This window comes from Pseudomonas sp. BYT-1 (assembly GCF_023611805.1).
GTDB lineage: Bacteria > Pseudomonadota > Gammaproteobacteria > Pseudomonadales > Pseudomonadaceae > Aquipseudomonas > Aquipseudomonas guariconensis.
In genome coordinates this window covers 3410932-3426719 of the sequence record NZ_CP072559.1, presented here as the reverse complement: position 1 = coordinate 3426719, position 15788 = coordinate 3410932, and the positions used below count along the sequence as shown (strand labels likewise).

The following is a 15788-nucleotide window of genomic DNA, read 5'->3' as shown; positions in this document are numbered from 1 at the left end:
CTGTAGTGCGATCAGTCGGTGCTCAAGTGATCCGTCGCGCCGTCCAGGAAGGCTTCGATGCGCGCGTACCAGGGCGCGATGTCGAGGTTGTTGCACGCCAGCCATTGGGCGTTGAAATAGGTATCTGCGTAGCGATCGCCGCTGTCGCAGATCAAGGTCACCAGCGAGCCCTCTTCGCCACGGCGTTTCATTTCGCTGGCAATGCACAGCAGTCCGAAGAAGTTCGTGCCGGTCGAGCCGCCGACGCGGCGGAACAGACGCTCCGACAGCACATGGGCGGCGGCGATCGAGGCGGCGTCCGGCACCTTGAACATGCGGTCGATCACGCCCGGAATGAACGACGGCTCCACACGCGGGCGACCGATGCCTTCGATCCGCGAAGGGTGTGCACAGGTCGTTGACAGATCCCCGGTCTGCCAGGCTTGGCAGAAGGCGGAGTTCTCCACGTCCACGACGCACAGGCGGGTGTCGAAACCGCGATAACGGATGTAGCGGCCGAGGGTGGCCGAGGTGCCGCCGGTGCCGGCGCTCATCACCACCCACGCTGGGCACGACTGCTCCTCGCACTCCATCTGGTTGAATATGCTTTGTGCGATGTTGTTGTTGCCGCGCCAGTCGGTCGCCCGTTCGGCATAGGTGAACTGGTCCAGGTAGTAGCCGCCTTTTTGTGCCGCGATCTCGGCGGCCACGCGATAGACCTCGCCGGGGTGATCGACGAATTCGCAGACCCCACCGAAACGCCGGATGGCGCCGATCTTCGCTTCGCTGGTGCTTCTGGGCATCACGGCAATGAATGGCAAGCCCAGCAGGTTGGCGAAGTAGGCTTCCGACACGGCCGTGGAACCGGAGGAGGCTTCCACCAAGGTGGTGCCCTGGTTGATTCGCCCGTTGCAGATCCCATAGAGAAACAGCGAGCGGGCCAACCGGTGCTTCAGGCTGCCGGTGGGATGGGTACTCTCGTCCTTGAGGTAGACCGAGAGCTTGCCCAGGCCTGGGAAGGTCGGCTTGATCAGATGGGTGTCGGCCGAGCGATGACCGTCGCCCTCCAACAACCTGACCGCGTTGCGTGACCAATCGATCGCTACGGATTGCGTGGTATCAATGCCCATATCAATGTTCCAAGTTATGCCGATCGTAATGAATTGCGCCCACGACCCTGCGCGGACAGCCTCGAGGGCCGTCCGGGGTGCAATCAATTGCCGTGGGGCAGTGCGTCAGTTGCTGGAGGCGTCGGCCGACAGGCGCTCATCCAGGTCAAGCACCGCATCGAGCAGTACCGTGGCGCCCTTGGCGCATTGCTCGGGTGAGGAGTATTCGCGCACGTTGTGCGAGAGCCCTAGGTACGACGGAATGAAGATCATTGCGCTCGGAGCCAAGCCGGCCACGTGCGCAGCGTCGTGCCCGGCGCCGGAGACCATGCGTCGTGCCGAAAAGCCCAGGGCCTCGGTGCAGGCGGCCACGACATCGACGATGCGTGCGTCGAACCTGACCGGTGGTTTGAGCCATACCCTGCGCACCTGCGCCTCGGGGGAGATGCGCCGGATTTCGGCGGTCAGTTCGGTTTCCAGGGCCGTGAGCCCTGTATCGGTGGGGTGGCGCAGGTCCACCTCCAGCGACACCGATCCCGGTATGACATTGCGTGAATTGGGCCCGGCACTGATGTAGCCGACCGTGCCCACGCCAGGGCTATGGCGGGCTGCCACGGCCTCGACCGCCAACACGATCTTGGAGGCCGCGACCAGGGCATCCTCGCGCATCGTCATGGGACGGCCACCGGCATGGGCTTCGACGCCGGGCACTTTGATGTCCAGCCAGCAGACCCCCTGTACCGCTTCGACGACACCGATCTCCAGGTTCTGCGCTTCCAGTACCGGCCCTTGCTCGATATGCAGTTCCAGGTAGGCGGCAAACGGCAGGAAGCCAGGCTCACGATCACCGGCATAACCGATGGCGTCCAGGGCCTGTGCCACTGAAACACCGGACTTGTCGCAGGTCGCAGCAACGGTTTCCAGCGAACGGGCGCCGCAATAAACGCCCGAGCCCATCATGGCCGGGGCAAAGCGAGAACCCTCTTCGTTGGTCCAGACAATGACGGTGATCGGATGGGCAGGGCGCATCCCGGCATCCTGCAATGCGCGCAACAGCTCGACACCGGCCAGCACCCCGAGGATGCCGTCGAAGCGGCCACCGGCAGGCTGCGTGTCCAAATGGCTGCCCATGGCAATGGGGGCCAGGTTTGGGTCGCGGCCTGGGTAGGTCGCGAAGATATTGCCGATCCGGTCGATGTCGATCGTGCAGCCCAGGGCACGGCACGCGGCCACGAACCAGTCCCGAACCTGACGGTCCTCCTCGCTGAGGGCCAGGCGACGCATGCCGGTTTCGCCCAAGGCGCCGAACCTGGCGGTCGACATCAAGTCCGCCCAGAGACGGTCTTGCTGGATGAGCACTTTGCGCGCCTTGCTGGTCGATACGCTCATTGCTGGCCGTCCTGTTTTTTCACGTAGCGGTATTTGAAGTCGCAGCAGGGCGCGCCTTCCATCAAGGTCTGGGTACGTTCGAGTTCGATGTTCGGGTCGTAGCCTTGCGGGAACATGTAGTCGCGGTTGCACGACAGCAGGTGCCCGATGTGGCCCAGGCCCATTTCGCGATACATCTCGGCGTAGCGGCAGCGGTGGACGGTGTAGTTGAAGTGCTCGTCGGTGGCCGTGTCGACGGCGATGATCAGCGCATCGTCCTGGGTCCACAGCGACTGTAGCTCCTGGAAGGTACGCAGGCTGGTGCCACCCGGGGTCTTGGCGGCGAAGGCCTGGCCGGCCTCGACGGCGGCCTTGCGGATCGCGGCATCGATGATCGCTTGGGCCATGTCCTCGCCCAGGCGGGCGCAGAGTTCCTGGTAGATCGGTGCGATGACACCGGCTTCGATACGGCGCCGGGCAAGGATGCCGATCTCGCCGTCGGTGGCGGATGCCGGACGGTCACCTGGCTTGTCACTCATGCTGCTTCTCCTTTGCTGGAGTTCTTATGGGTATGTGTCGGCACTATACCCAGCAGCACTTATTGGCTGGTAACGGATTTATCTGATAGTTTGATCGCGATTTGCAATAAATCAGGCGCGCGATCGAGCCTGCGCCCAACGGCCTCAAGCCTGTAGAGGAAACACTCCGATGGATACCGTCCTGCTGCGCAGTTTCTACAAAGTGGCCTCGGTGGGGAGCTTCAGCGAGGCAGCGCGTCTGCTCAATGCCAGCCAGTCCACGGTCAGCGGGCATATCGCCAAGCTCGAGGACTACCTGCAGACCCAGCTTTTCCGGCGTACCACCCGCAGTTGCCAGCTGACCACGGCCGGTGACGTGCTGCTCACCCATGTCACCACCTTGCTGCAGGTCATCGACCGGATCGAGGAAGAGTTCTGCCCCGCGCGTATGGGCGGCACGATCAAGCTCGGGCTGCCGGATGAATATCACCTGTTCTCGCGCCTGGCGCCGGTGCTGCAAACCTTCATGGCCATGCGCCCGAAGGTGACCATCAAGGTCACCTCGGGGTTGTCCTACGAGCACAGCCGGGCGCTCGCCGATGGCTTTCTCGATGCTGCGCTGATGCGCGAGCCGTTGCAGGAAGGGCAGGTGGCAGATCTATGCCCCTCCCAGCTGGTGTGGATCGGCCTGCCGGGCTTTGACCTGGACCAGGCCGAGGTCCTGCCGCTGGCGCATATTTCAGGGCATTGCCTGTACTTTCGCGAGGCTTTCACGGCGCTGGACCAGGCGGGTGTGCCGTGGCGTTCGGTGTATGACTGCAACACGCTCGAAGGCATTCGCACGGCGGTGCGCAGTGGCCTTGCCATTGCTGCCATCCCCGAGGAAGACTGCCCTGATGATCTTGTGAAGCTGCATCATCCGCGGTTGCCCAGGCTGCCCATCGTGCATGGGCAGTTCAAGACTGCCCACCGCGAACCGCCGGTCATCGTGCAGCAGTTGCTCGCGACCCTGCGCGAGGCCTTGCAGGCCGATGGAAACTAGCAAAGCAGCTTGCCGAAGCCGGTCATGGAGGGCGTACGGCCCATGCAACGCAGTGCATGCCAGAAGGCTGCCTGGTTCGAGGTGATCACCGGCAGCCCTGTTTGCGCCTCCAGCGGTGCGATCAAGTCCAGCGTGGCAGCGGTGGTGCAGGAGAGGAAAAGTGCATCGGCGGTGGCGATATCCATCTGAGCGATGGCACGTCGATAATGCGCCAGCCCCGGAGTGGCGATCTGCACGTCGCTGGTCAGGCCAAAGCACAGACGATCGGAAAAACCGATACCGGCCTCAGCGAATACCCCGCTGGTGATCTCGGCGACATCCTCGGTATAGGGCGCGATGAATGCGATCTTGCTGCATCCCAGGTACTTCAAAGCTTCCACGGCGGCGGTCGCTGGATTGATGACCGGCACGCCGGGACGCAAGGCAGCGATTTGCCCGGCGATTTTCGCGGGTCCGATGATCGCGGAGCCGGAAGTACAGGCGAAGACGATGGCATCGAGTTGTGCTTCAGGCAGCAGCAAACCCATGGCGTCCGGGATGCCGTCTTCGAGCCGCGCGAGCGTGGTGGGCGTCAGTGGCATCGATTGCGCGATCCGCGTGGTCACGATATCGACGCCGGCCGCCAGGCCCATGCGCCAGAAGTCACGCTCGACCAGCACATCCGACGCCAGCGCGATCAAGCCCAGGCGAGGGCGGCGCTGCGGTGGCTGAGTGAAATCGATACCCGTCTGGTGCTGCTTCATGACCTGATCCCCGGCAGTCAGTGCTATTTGGTGCCCGGTCCGCATCATAGCGGAGGGACAAACGCACGACTGACGGTGTGTTTCGGCAGGTCCATCGCGATCTGCGATGAATGAGGGCAAAGGTGGCGCCAGGTACCTGGGCATCGGGCGATGTCCAGGTACCTCGGTGAGCCAGGCGCTCGTCGCGGAGCGAGCCTGATCAGCGATCGTTCTTGGTGGAGGAGTGGACTGCGTTGTCCAAGCCTTTGGTGTTGTGACTACCCGGCGTGGTGTCGGAGATCGCTCGGGCCTTGTCCAGGCCGCGGGTTTCCTTGGAGTGTGCGACTCCGGAGGTCACCGAGCCATGCCCTTCGCTGTCATTTCTGTCCTGGCCGTAATGCTTGCCGCTCACGCCGTGGTCGCGGGTGGCTTTGCCGGCATGCAGACCACCTTCGTTGGCGCCATTGCTGTTGCTGCCATGGTTGCCGCCCAGCCCGCCCTTGCCGCCGCCATGGCCACCGCCGTGACCGCCGCCGCCGCCATGACCGCCGCCACCGCCGCCACCACCGCCGCCACCGCCGCCACCCTTGGCATAAACCGAACCAATCGGGGAAAGGTCAGCGGGCAGTATGGCTGTAGCACCAAGCGCGAACGCGCACACTGCTGCAACTACCAGGGTTTTCTTCATGATCGAATCGCCTCCAGGGGCGGGATTGGGATGCCGATTTGACATCGTCCAGGCCACTGAGTTCGCGGCCTGGCGACGAAATGCAGGCACGCCGGTGCCAAGTTTTCGCTGTCGGGTTCTGTTGGTGGGCGCTACGCTCAGTAGCGGCATTCTCAAGTAAGGAGACAGATGCAATGTCCAGACTCAACACACTGCTCGCCGCCACGCTGGGGCTGGCCTTGCTGGGCGCGCCCCCAGTGCTGGCCGACCCAGGCAAGGGCAATGGCCACGGCAAAAACATGCAGCACGGTAATCAAGGTCATCAGAATCCGGGCGGCGGCAACGACTGGCGCGGTGGCCCGCAGATAGACATCGGGGGCATTCGGGTCATCCTCGACGATAATCGCGGCTACTGGAGCCCGGGAGCAGACCTGCCGCCTGGCGTGCGGAAGAATCTGGCACGCGGCAAGCCGCTTCCGCCAGGCATCGCCAAGAAGCTCGATGGGCGCCTGATTGGCCGGCTGCCTCACTATGACGGCTATGAGTGGCGCCAGGCGGGCACCGACTTGCTGCTGGTCACGATCGCCACGGGCCTGATCTATGAAGTGCTGACCAACGTGCTGGATTGATCCGCCCTGGCGCTGCCACGCCGCCTTGCAAGCTCAGCGGCGTGGCTGCTGAAAGGTGCGCGGGGGCTGCCCGAATTCCCGTTTGAACATCGCCGTGAACGCGCTAGGCGTGGAATAGCCGGCATCCAGCGAGACGTCGAGAATGTTGTGGCCTTGGGCAAGCCTGTCCAGCGCGATCAATAGCCGCGCCTGTTTGCGCCATGTACCGAAACTCATGCCCACATCCTCATGGAACCAGCGCTGCACAGTCTTGATGTTCAAGCCAAGGAAGGCGGCGCACTCGGCCAGCCCCCAATCCAGCGTCCTGTTCTGGACAAGGTGCTGGCACAGCGCTTGAAGGCGCTGCCCCTTGGGGCGCGGCAGGTAGATCGCCGAGACTCTGGCGAGCGCCAGTTCATCGAGCAGCAACCCGACCAGGCGGGCATGCCGGCTACCTTTGGCAATCTCCAGGTCCATGCCCGAGGTCTCGATGATCAATTCGCGCACCAGATTGGAGATGGCGTAGACCGCGCACTCGCCAGGCATGCCCGGGGTGCGCTGTGGCGCGAAATAAAGCGTGCGGATACAGGTGGCACCGAGGCTGCGTGTCCAGTGGGCGACCTCGGCGGGAATCCACAATCCGTAATTGCAAGGCACCACCCAGCACCCCTGATGGGTGTTGACCATCAACGTGCCCTGGGTGGTGTAGAGCAACTGCCCATGGGGGTGTCGGTGGGTTTCGATGCAGGTGCCGTCCGCCAGGTCCAGGGCCAGCGTGGCCACTTCCTGGTCAGGTGGGAGGAAATGCTGGGTCGCGATCGGGGTCTTGTTGTCCATTATTCGACGATTTGTGTCCATCAGTCGTTAGACGGGAGCGCGCCAGCTTAGCATCATGGCGCCTCATACCCTCGCCCTGTGTGCCTTCGCTCATGAACACGCCTTTGCCTGACCCGGCCGATTTCTCCCAGCAGGTCCTTGCGCAGCTCAAGCGCATCGCCGATTCCCTGGAACGCGCATTCGCGCCTCCACCCGTGCCCGTCCTGGACCCCGATGCCATCGCCTACCAATGGCAGTACCGGGCCAGCCAGGGCGGCCATCGCGCCACCTTGGTACCGGTCAGGCGGCCCATGCTCATCGGCTTCGATCAACTGCAGAACGTCGACCGGCAAAAGGCGCTGATCCGCCAGAATACCCAGCAGTTTCTCGACGGCAAGCCAGCCAACAATGTGTTGCTGACCGGCTCCAGGGGCACGGGCAAGTCCTCGCTGGTCAAGGCGTGCCTCAACGAGTTCCACTCGCGTGGGCTCAAGCTGGTGGAGATCGACAAGGAAAATATCGGGGACCTGCCCGAGGTCATCGAGATCGTCAGTCACCAGCCTGGATACTTCATCCTGTTCTGCGATGACTTGTCGTTCGAGGAAGGGGATATCGGTTACAAGCGTCTGAAGACCGCCCTGGACGGTTCGGTGGCCGAGCATTCGTCGAACGTGCTGATCTACGCCACGTCCAACCGCCGGCACCTGATTGCCGAACGCGCCTCGGACAACCTGTCCATGACCCGCGGCGAGAACGGTGCACTGCACCCAGGGGAAGAGATAGAAGAGAAAGTGTCGCTGTCCGAGCGCTTCGGGCTGTGGATTTCGTTCTACGGCTTCTCGCCGGACGAATACCTGAACGCGGTGAACCAGTGGCTGGCGTTCTACGGTGTGCCTGCGCATGCCATCGAGCAGGCCCATGTGCACGCGGTTCGCTGGGCCACTCAGCGCGGCTCGCGTTCCGGGCGCATCGCCGCGCAGTTTGCCCGGGACTACGCCGGACGCTGGAGCCAGGACACGCCCTGATATCAGGGCGTGAGGCGCTTAACGACGGTAATAGCGCTGATCACGCCCGTAATAGCGTCGGTCGTGATCGTAGTAACGGTGATCGTGTTCGTAACGGGCGCGGTAGTGACGGCGTTCCCACTCGTGACGACGCTCGGCCTCCCGGCGGGCCTGCTCGCGGCGCCATTGGGCACGGCGCCAATCGTCCCGTCTGTCGTGCCAGCGGCCGTCTCGCCAGTAGCGGTCGTCGTGGGCGAGCATCGGGCCTTGTTGCTTATCGGTCAGGCTGGCCAGGCTCGGCCAAGGGTTCTCGACCACCCGAGGGGTCGTGATCGGGGCGGCGGGCGCTGGGCTTGCCGCTTTCATCGGTGAAGCAGATGCCGAGCCCATCGACGCGAACGCGAACAGGCCAAGGAGCACCATTCGTGGGACGTTGATTTTCATGAGCAAAGACAACCTCTGAATGACATTGGGATCGCGGCCATGGGGCTTAAACAGCGGTGGGCCGCGTTTATCGAGCTGAGCTCCCTCACATAGACCGATAAATAGCAAAAAGTTCTAGGCGAGGGCCCGAATGATTTTCCCCACGAACCCAGTGAACTCGCGCGGGCACTATTCTGAAACGTTGGGGCTTTCTTTCGAGGAGGTGTGTCATGCGTGCGTTCACAGGGTGTTGCCTGGGGTTGATGTTGCTCGCAGGGCCCGTCAGCGCCCAGAGCGTCGTGCCGCTCAATGGCCAGAGCAGCCAGCAGATGCAACAGGACATGGACTACTGCAATGGTGTGGCCAACAACGCGGCCAACAGCGCCGGCACCTCGTCCGAGGCCCATGTCGGGGGCCGCGTGCGTGGCGCGGCAGCCGGGGCGGCGGCAGGGGCGGTGGGTGCCGAGGTCCGTGGCCGGCAGCACGAGGAACTCTATGACCGGGCCGGTGACGATGCCAAAGCGCAATACCGACAGAACCGCGCCGGCGAAGTGGCCGCAGCGGGGGCTGCAGTCGGTGGAATGCGCCAGCGTCAGGAGCGCCGGCAGGACCGCCGCAGCCAGAACCAAGCCCAGGACTCCGCCCACGCCAGCGCCTACAGCAGCTGCCTGCAGGGACGTGGCTATCAGGTCAGCCCTTGAGGTCGATGACGCGTCGCAACAGGCCGTGTGGCCTTACATATCGACTGCCCCGAGCAGACAGCGGCAGGGGGGCGATGCGCGTCTGTAAACCCTGCGCGGAAAATAAAAACCTGCGACAAGCAAACGGCCATTAATCACCCATACTCAATTCCATCTTGACTGGCGGGACTCAGGCAATCGACTTCGCGCGGGCGATTGCCTGGCATTCGAGCAAGGGGGAGGGAAATGCCTCATGACGGCAGCCTGTTGCAGGCGACGGTAGTCTTTCTGTTGGCTGTGGTGCTTCTGGTTCCTCTGCTCCAGCGCCTGAAGTTGGGCGCCGTACCTGGTTATCTGCTCGCAGGTATCGTGATCGGCCCTTCGGTGTTGGGGTTGATCGACAATCCCCACAACGTCGCACGGCTCTCGGAGATGGGCGTGGTGATGCTGTTGTTCATCATCGGCCTTGAATTGTCGCCGCGTAAATTGTGGACGATGCGCAAGTCGCTGTTCGGCGTCGGCTCGTTGCAGGTGGGTTTCACCGCGGTGGCACTGGGAGGGCTCGCCTTTGTGCTGTTCGACCAGTCGCCTGCGGCGGCGGTGGTACTCGGCGTGGGCCTTGCATTGTCGTCCACCGCGTTCGGCCTGCAGGTACTGGCCGAGCGCAAGGACCTGAACAAGCCACATGGGCGCTTGGCCGTGGGGATCCTGTTGTTCCAAGACATCGCCGCCATCCCCTTGATTGCCGTGGTGCCGTTGCTCGCCGGTGGCGCGACGACCACGGCCGAGGGCACCCGGCCATTGCTGGCGGTGGCGATTGGTATCGGCATCGTGATCATCGGAGGGCGTTACCTGCTGCGGCCGGTGTTTCTCTGGGTGGCCAAGTCGGGGCTGCACGAGCTTTCCACCGCCACGGCGCTGCTGGTGGTGTTGGGGACGGCCTGGGTGATGGAGCACGTGGGCGTATCCATGGCGCTGGGTGCATTTTTGGCCGGTGTGCTGATGGCGGAGTCTCCCTTTCGTCACGAGCTCGAATCCCAGATCGAGCCGCTCAAGGGGCTACTGCTGGGGCTGTTCTTCGTCGGCGTCGGCATGACCGCCGACCTGCGATTGCTGCTGGGTTTCCCCCTGCAAGTGCTGGGGCTGACCCTGTTGCTGGTGGGCATCAAGCTGCCTGTGCTGTTTGGCCTGGGACGTTGGGCCGGCGGCCTGAGCCGTGCCCAGGCGCTGTGCCTGGCGGTGGTGCTGGCGTCGGGGGGCGAGTTCGCCTTCGTGGTGTTCAAGCTGGCGCTGGATCATCAATTGCTGGCGCAACAGGTGCACGACCTGCTGGTGCTGGCCATCACCTTGTCGATGGCGGTGGTGCCGCTGGTGATGATGGCGCTGGCGCGTCAGTTGCGTGAAGAGCGGCCGGTATTGGAGGCCCCGGACACGCTGCCGGCAGTGGATGAAGCGCCGCAGGTGGTGGTGGCCGGCATGGGCCGCATGGGGCGCGCCATCGCCAGGATGCTGCACGCCGAAGGTGTACGCCTGGTAGCCCTGGATACCTCGGTCGAAACCTTCGGACGCCAAGCCGACAAACAAGGTCCGCCGGTGTTCTATGGCGACCCGTCGCGCTCGCAGATCCTGCGCGCGGCCAAGGTCGGCGAGGCCGAACTGGTGATCGTCGCCACCGACGATCCGCAGGTCAATCTCAAGACCGTGGACCTGCTCGCCCAGCAGTACCCGCATACCCCAGTCATCGCCTCCGTACGCGATCATCGGGATGTCCTGCATCTGCTCGAGCTGGGCGCGAGCCCGGTCCGCGAAACCTTCCATTCCAGCCTTGAAATGGCGCGTCGCGCCTTCATCGCCCTGGGCCAGGACGAAGCCCAGGCCGCTGCCTGGGTGCGGCGCTACCAGCGCCAGGAGCAGCGATGGCTGCTGGAGCTGTACCAACGACGCGCGTCCAGTGAAAGGCTCGAGGACGATGACGGTTCGGCAGACGACCACCGACCGCAGGATTGACGACCAACATCGCGCCAATCGGCGCACCGACTGTTCGACCCGCCCACGGCGGCCCGGAGGTGATTCATGCAGCCGAGTTTCAAACTGGACAGCGCCCTGTCGCGGGGATTGCTGGATGTGCTCATCAAGGCGGGGTTGGTGGCAGGCTTGGTGATTTTCGCCTTTCAGGTGTTCCAGCCATTTCTCGAACTGATGCTCTGGGCAGTGATCCTGGCGGTCACGCTGTACCCGTTGCAGCAACGGATCAAGCGTGCCAGCGGCTTGAAGGACGGCCATGCGGCGACACTGGTGGTGCTGTTGGTCCTGCTGGTGCTCCTGGTGCCGATTTACTTGGTGGTGGTGTCCCTCGGCGAGTCGGTCGAGAGCCTGGTGACACTGCTCAAGAGCGGCGCCTGGAGCGTGCCGGCGCCGCCAGAGTCGGTCGCCACCTGGCCATTGGTGGGGCCACGGGTGTATGCCCTCTGGCTGTCGGCCTCCGAAAGCCTGAGCGGGGTGCTGAACAACCTGATGCCGTACCTCAAGGATGCCGGCCGGTTGCTGCTCGGGGCCATCGCCAGTGCTGGCGGCGCGTTCTTGCTGTTTATTGCGGCGATCATCATCTCAGGGGTGATCATGGCCTTTGGCGAGCGCGGTGAATGGGCGGCGCAACGCATCGCCATGCGGGTCTCAGGCGAAGCTCAGGGCAAGCCCATCGCCAAGCTGTGCACCGCCACCATCCGTGCGGTGGCCCAAGGCGTGATCGGCATCGCGTTCATCCAGATGCTGCTGATCGGTGTCGGCTTCGTGATCAAGGGGGTGCCAGGCGCAGGCATCCTGGCCATCGCCATCCTCATGCTGGGTATTGCCCAGGCGCCTGCGACGCTGATCACGCTGCCGGTGATCGCCTACGTCTTGAGCACCGAAGGTTTCACGGTCGGCACCATCGTGTTCGCCATCTACACCTTCGTCGCCGGCCTTGCCGACAACCTGCTCAAGCCCTTGTTGCTGGGGCGTGGCGTGGACGTGCCGATGCCGGTGGTGCTGATCGGTGCGCTGGGTGGCATGGTGGTCAAGGGCATCATTGGCCTGTTCATCGGCCCGGTGATCCTGGCTGTGACCTACAACCTGTTCTGGCAGTGGGTCGCGCAGCAAGTGCCCGAAACGCCCGTCGACAAGACGTATTGAACCAGGGCTTGCCATGGTCAAACGTGTCTTTTGCTGTGCACTGAGCCTGGCCGCCTTGGGCGGTTGCACCCAGGTCGGCCCGGATTTCAAACCCGTGCCGACACCCTGGCTGGACACCTGGAATACCCCCTTGCTGGAGCAGGCCACCCACCCAGCGGCATCGCCGGACCTACGCCAGTGGTGGGCGGTATTCGCCGACCCGATGCTCGATGCGCTGATCGCCGAAGCCGATGCACATAACACCGACCTGCGCGTGGCCGGCCTGCGCATCGCTGAGGCGCGCGCGCAGTTGGCCATCGCCCAGACCGGGCGCTACCCCCAGGTGCAGCAGCTGCGTGGCGAGAGCCTTTACCTCAAACAGGACCAGTCCGGTACCCCCACGGCCCGGGACTCGGTGTTCTGGCAATCCAGCCTGGGCTTCGACATTGCCTGGGAAGTGGACTTCTGGGGGCGCTTCAGCCGCGCCATCGAGTCGGCCGACGCGCTGTATTTTGCCTCCCAGGCCAACTACGCCGATGCCATGGTGCTGTTGCGGGCGCAGGTGGCCGATACCTATTTCAGCCTGCGTACCGTCGAGGCCCGCCTGGACATCGCCCAGGAGAACGCCCAGCGCCAGGCGCGCAGCTTGCAGATCACCGAACGGCTGTTCCGCCATGGCGAGAACGACGAACTCGACTGGCAGCAAGCCCGCACCCAGTTCCTGGCCACCCAGGCCAGCATTCCGGAGCTGGAAAACCAGCTCAACGCCCTGCGTAACGTGCTGTGCGCATTGCTGGGCCGACCACCTGGGCCATTGCCTGAATTGGCGAGCGGCCACGGGCAGTTGCCGCTGCCTGACCGGGCGATCCTGCAGGACGTGCCGGCGAGCCTACTGCAGCGCCGCCCGGACATCCGCGCTGCCGAACAGGCGGTGGCGGCGCAATCGGCGCTGGTGGGCGTGGCCGAGGCCGACTTGTACCCATCGCTGAGCCTGTTGGGCAGCATTGGCTGGACGTTCGTCTCGGCCAGCCATCTGCCCGACAGCTTCCAGCTCGCCGCCGGCCCCAGCCTGATCTGGAACCCGTTCGACTATGGCCGGCGCAAGAACGCCGTGCGCGTGGAAGATGCGCGCCTTCAGCAGTTGATCGAGTTGTACCAGCGCGATGTGCGTGAGGCCGCTCGCGAGGCCGACGATGCGGCCAGCGGGCTGGTGCGCTCGCTGCAAAGTGCCGAGGTTCGTCAGCAGGCCTCCCAGGCCGCGCAACGCTCGTTGGAACTGGCCACGTCCCAGTACCGTGAGGGCTTTGCCGATTTCCAGCGGGTGCTCGATGCCCAGCAACTGTTGCTGCAACAGCAGGACAGCTACCTGGTGAGCCGTGGCAATGCGGTCGGCAGCCTGGTGGCCCTGTACAAAGCCCTCGGTGGCGGCTGGGATCCGCACCGTGCGCCCATCGCCCCCGACACCCGCCAACACATGCAGCAACGCACCGACTGGGGGGATCTGCTCGACAACCCCGCCCCAGCGCGCAACGACACAGATGAGCCGAAATGAGCGATGCCCCAGCCCCTTCGCCGACACCCGCCAAGCCCGACCGGGGCATGCGCTGGGTCTTGCTGCTGATTCTCGTGAGCCTACTCTGGTATGTGCTCGCCGACCGTTTCACACCCTATACCCAGCAGGCACGGCTGCAGGCCTATGTGGTGCCGGTCAGTGCCGAGGTGGCCGGGCAGGTGAAGCGGGTGGCGGTGGGCAACAACCAGGAAGTGCGCAAGGGCGAGGTGCTGTTCGAACTGGACCAGGCGCAATACCGCATCGCCCTGGCGCGGGCCGAGGCCGAGCTCGACACGGTGCGCCGGCAGATCGGCGCCCATACGGCCGGCATCGACGCCGCCCAGGCTTCGCTGGCTGCCGCCCAGGCCAACGAGCGCAAGGCCCGCCAGGACGCCGAGCGCCTGGCACGCCTGTATCGGGAAGACCCGGGCACGGTGTCCGTGCGACGCCTGGAGGGCGCCCAGGCCAGCCGCGAGCAGGCCAGCAGCCAAGTGGCCGCAGCCCGCGCCGAAGTCGAGCGCGCCCGCGAGCAGCAGGGCGGACAAGAGGCGGACAACGCCCAGGTGCGCAGCGCGGTGGCCAACGTCGAAAAGGCTCGGTTGGACCTGACACGCACCGCAGTGCGGGCCGACTCCGATGGATTGATCACCGACCTGCGCACCGATGTCGGCCATTATGTCGGCGCTGGCAGCCCGGTGATGACCTTGATCGCCATCCACGACCTGTGGATCAGCGCCGACATGACCGAGAACAACCTGGGCCACCTGCGCCCGGGCACCCCGGTGCTGGTGGTGCTCGATGCCTTGCCCGGCGAGTTGCTGCACGGACGGGTACGCAGCATCGGCTATGGCGTAAGCGTCGGCCAGAGCCCGCCGCCAGGTTCGCTGCCCCAGGTGCAGAACAGCCGCGAGTGGCTGCGTTCGGCGCAGCGCTTCCCGGTGATCGTCGAGCTGGAACGCGATGGGCGGCTGAACGTGAGCAACCTGCGGGTCGGTGGCCAGGCCGAGATCATGGCGCTGCCAGGGGAGGGCAACCCACTCAACCTGCTGGGCCGGGTGTTCATGTGGGTGATGAGCTGGTTGTCCTATGCCTATTGAACTGCGTCGCCTGCGGGCGCTGCGCCTGGCCTGGGGCACGGCACTGTGCCTGGCGGCGAGCTTCGGCCTGGACATGCCGGTGCCGATCCTGGCGCCGGTGTTCGCCGTGCTGTTGCTGGCCATGCGCAGCCAGGCACTGGGGCTGCGTGCGGCGCCGGTGCTGGCGCTGATGGTGTTGCTCAGCTGTGGAAGTGGCCTGTTGCTGATTCCGCTGCTGCGCCATGCGCCGCTGAGCGGCGTCCTGCTGGTGGGTGTTGGTTTGTTCGCGGTGTTCCGCTACGCCTTGCGCGGCGGCAACGGGCTGCTGGCGAACCTGCTGGTGATCGGCTTGACCATGATCGCCGCGGCAGGGACCAGCGATTTCACCCTGGCGTTGTCGGTGGTCGAGGCACTGGCCAAGGGCATGCTGCTAGCGGTCATCGGCTGTGCGGTGGCCCATGTGCTGTTCCCCGAGCCGGCCGACGTGGCGGCTGCGCCAGTGCCGCCGCGCTTGGGCCCCGATGAGGCGAGCTGGATCGCCCTGCGCGCGACGCTGATTGTCATGCCGGCGTTCGTGCTGGCGCTGATCGCACCGGACCGCTTCATGCCGCTGATCATGAAGGCGGTCAGCCTCGGCCAACAGGCAGACCAGACCGATGCCCGCCAGGCCGCCCGCGAACTGATTGGCTCGACGTTGCTGGCCGGGCTGCTGGCGATTGTGCTGTGGGGTGCGCTCAGCTTGTTCGTCCATCTGTGGATGTTCTTTCTGTGGGGGCTGCTGTTTGCCCTGTGGCAGGCCCGGCGGCTGTATGCGGTGATCGGCAGCCGGCATGGACCGGCGTTCTGGGTCAGTTGCCTGACGACCATGCTGATCTTGCTCGGGCAGTCGGTGCAGGACAGCGTGGCAGGCCAGGACGTGTACCGTGCGTTCGCGGTGCGCATGGCGTTGTTCCTGGCGGTTTCGCTGTATGCCAGCGCCATGCTGGTGTGGATCGACAGCCGGCGTGCGCGACGTGGTAAATCGCAGGTGCAGCGCTACCCTTAACGCACAGTCATTTCAGGCGATAGGCCTTT

Annotated in this window: 16 protein-coding genes; 9 read left to right on the top strand and 7 right to left on the bottom strand. The window is 64.6% G+C overall.

Translation table 11 applies throughout. From position 1 onward, the window contains the following. Positions 1 to 11: 11 nt before the first annotated feature. From J5X93_RS15880 to J5X93_RS15870, 3 genes are all read right to left on the bottom strand, one after another. Positions 12 to 1109, bottom strand: a complete 1098-nt coding sequence (locus J5X93_RS15880; protein ID WP_182942930.1) for a PLP-dependent cysteine synthase family protein — start codon at positions 1107 to 1109, stop codon at positions 12 to 14. 105 nt (positions 1110 to 1214) lie between these two features. Beyond that, complete coding sequence (locus J5X93_RS15875; RefSeq protein WP_182942932.1) at positions 1215 to 2477, bottom strand: hydantoinase/carbamoylase family amidase; 1263 nt, start codon at positions 2475 to 2477, stop codon at positions 1215 to 1217. Continuing rightward, complete coding sequence (locus J5X93_RS15870; RefSeq protein WP_090344749.1) at positions 2474 to 2995, bottom strand: L-2-amino-thiazoline-4-carboxylic acid hydrolase; 522 nt, start codon at positions 2993 to 2995, stop codon at positions 2474 to 2476. The genes J5X93_RS15875 and J5X93_RS15870 overlap by 4 nt, the downstream gene beginning before the upstream one ends. Before the next feature lie 169 nt (positions 2996 to 3164). Here J5X93_RS15870 and J5X93_RS15865 point away from each other — a divergent pair, with 169 nt between their 5' ends. Then, entirely contained in the window at positions 3165 to 4016 is an 852-nt protein-coding gene (locus J5X93_RS15865) for a LysR family transcriptional regulator (protein WP_052352375.1), read from the top strand. Here the strand turns inward: J5X93_RS15865 and J5X93_RS15860 are convergent. Then, positions 4013 to 4759 (bottom strand): maleate cis-trans isomerase family protein, encoded by a 747-nt coding sequence (locus J5X93_RS15860; protein WP_182942934.1) that lies wholly within the window; start codon positions 4757 to 4759, stop codon positions 4013 to 4015. The genes J5X93_RS15865 and J5X93_RS15860 overlap by 4 nt on opposite strands. A gap of 199 nt (positions 4760 to 4958) precedes the next feature. Beyond that, positions 4959 to 5426, bottom strand: a complete 468-nt coding sequence (locus J5X93_RS15855; protein ID WP_182942936.1) for a hypothetical protein — start codon at positions 5424 to 5426, stop codon at positions 4959 to 4961. Positions 5427 to 5599: 173 nt separating this feature from the next. Here J5X93_RS15855 and J5X93_RS15850 point away from each other — a divergent pair, with 173 nt between their 5' ends. Continuing rightward, positions 5600 to 6034 (top strand): anti-virulence regulator CigR family protein, encoded by a 435-nt coding sequence (locus J5X93_RS15850; RefSeq protein ID WP_090344755.1) that lies wholly within the window; start codon positions 5600 to 5602, stop codon positions 6032 to 6034. A 33-nt stretch (positions 6035 to 6067) separates the two neighbouring features. Here J5X93_RS15850 and J5X93_RS15845 read toward each other — a convergent pair whose 3' ends face one another. Next, a complete protein-coding gene (locus tag J5X93_RS15845; RefSeq protein ID WP_182942938.1) occupies positions 6068 to 6850 on the bottom strand; it encodes an AraC family transcriptional regulator in 783 nt (260 codons plus the stop codon). 92 nt (positions 6851 to 6942) lie between these two features. Between J5X93_RS15845 and J5X93_RS15840 the strand changes: the two genes are divergently transcribed. Beyond that, on the top strand, positions 6943 to 7854 hold the full coding sequence (locus J5X93_RS15840) for an ATP-binding protein (protein WP_052352369.1): 912 nt from the start codon (positions 6943 to 6945) through the stop codon (positions 7852 to 7854). Between the two features lie 18 nt (positions 7855 to 7872). Here J5X93_RS15840 and J5X93_RS15835 read toward each other — a convergent pair whose 3' ends face one another. Beyond that, positions 7873 to 8277 carry a hypothetical protein gene (locus J5X93_RS15835; protein WP_043207010.1) on the bottom strand — a complete coding sequence of 135 codons (405 nt, stop codon included), beginning with the start codon at positions 8275 to 8277 and terminating at the stop codon, positions 7873 to 7875. Between the two features lie 209 nt (positions 8278 to 8486). Here J5X93_RS15835 and J5X93_RS15830 point away from each other — a divergent pair, with 209 nt between their 5' ends. The 6 genes from J5X93_RS15830 (at position 8487) to J5X93_RS15805 (ending at position 15759) form a co-directional block, all read left to right on the top strand. Then, positions 8487 to 8957, top strand: coding sequence for a YMGG-like glycine zipper-containing protein (locus J5X93_RS15830; protein ID WP_090344761.1), 471 nt, complete (start codon positions 8487 to 8489; stop codon positions 8955 to 8957). A 225-nt stretch (positions 8958 to 9182) separates the two neighbouring features. Continuing rightward, positions 9183 to 10943 (top strand): monovalent cation:proton antiporter-2 (CPA2) family protein, encoded by a 1761-nt coding sequence (locus tag J5X93_RS15825; protein ID WP_182942940.1) that lies wholly within the window; start codon positions 9183 to 9185, stop codon positions 10941 to 10943. A gap of 66 nt (positions 10944 to 11009) precedes the next feature. After that, positions 11010 to 12107 carry an AI-2E family transporter gene (locus J5X93_RS15820; protein ID WP_182942942.1) on the top strand — a complete coding sequence of 366 codons (1098 nt, stop codon included), beginning with the start codon at positions 11010 to 11012 and terminating at the stop codon, positions 12105 to 12107. A gap of 13 nt (positions 12108 to 12120) precedes the next feature. Next, entirely contained in the window at positions 12121 to 13638 is a 1518-nt protein-coding gene (locus J5X93_RS15815; protein ID WP_250033737.1) for an efflux transporter outer membrane subunit, read from the top strand. Then, complete coding sequence (locus J5X93_RS15810; protein WP_182942944.1) at positions 13635 to 14735, top strand: HlyD family secretion protein; 1101 nt, start codon at positions 13635 to 13637, stop codon at positions 14733 to 14735. The genes J5X93_RS15815 and J5X93_RS15810 overlap by 4 nt, the downstream gene beginning before the upstream one ends. Beyond that, positions 14725 to 15759 carry a DUF2955 domain-containing protein gene (locus J5X93_RS15805; protein ID WP_043207000.1) on the top strand — a complete coding sequence of 345 codons (1035 nt, stop codon included), beginning with the start codon at positions 14725 to 14727 and terminating at the stop codon, positions 15757 to 15759. The genes J5X93_RS15810 and J5X93_RS15805 overlap by 11 nt, the downstream gene beginning before the upstream one ends. The last annotated feature ends 29 nt before the right edge of the window (positions 15760 to 15788 follow it).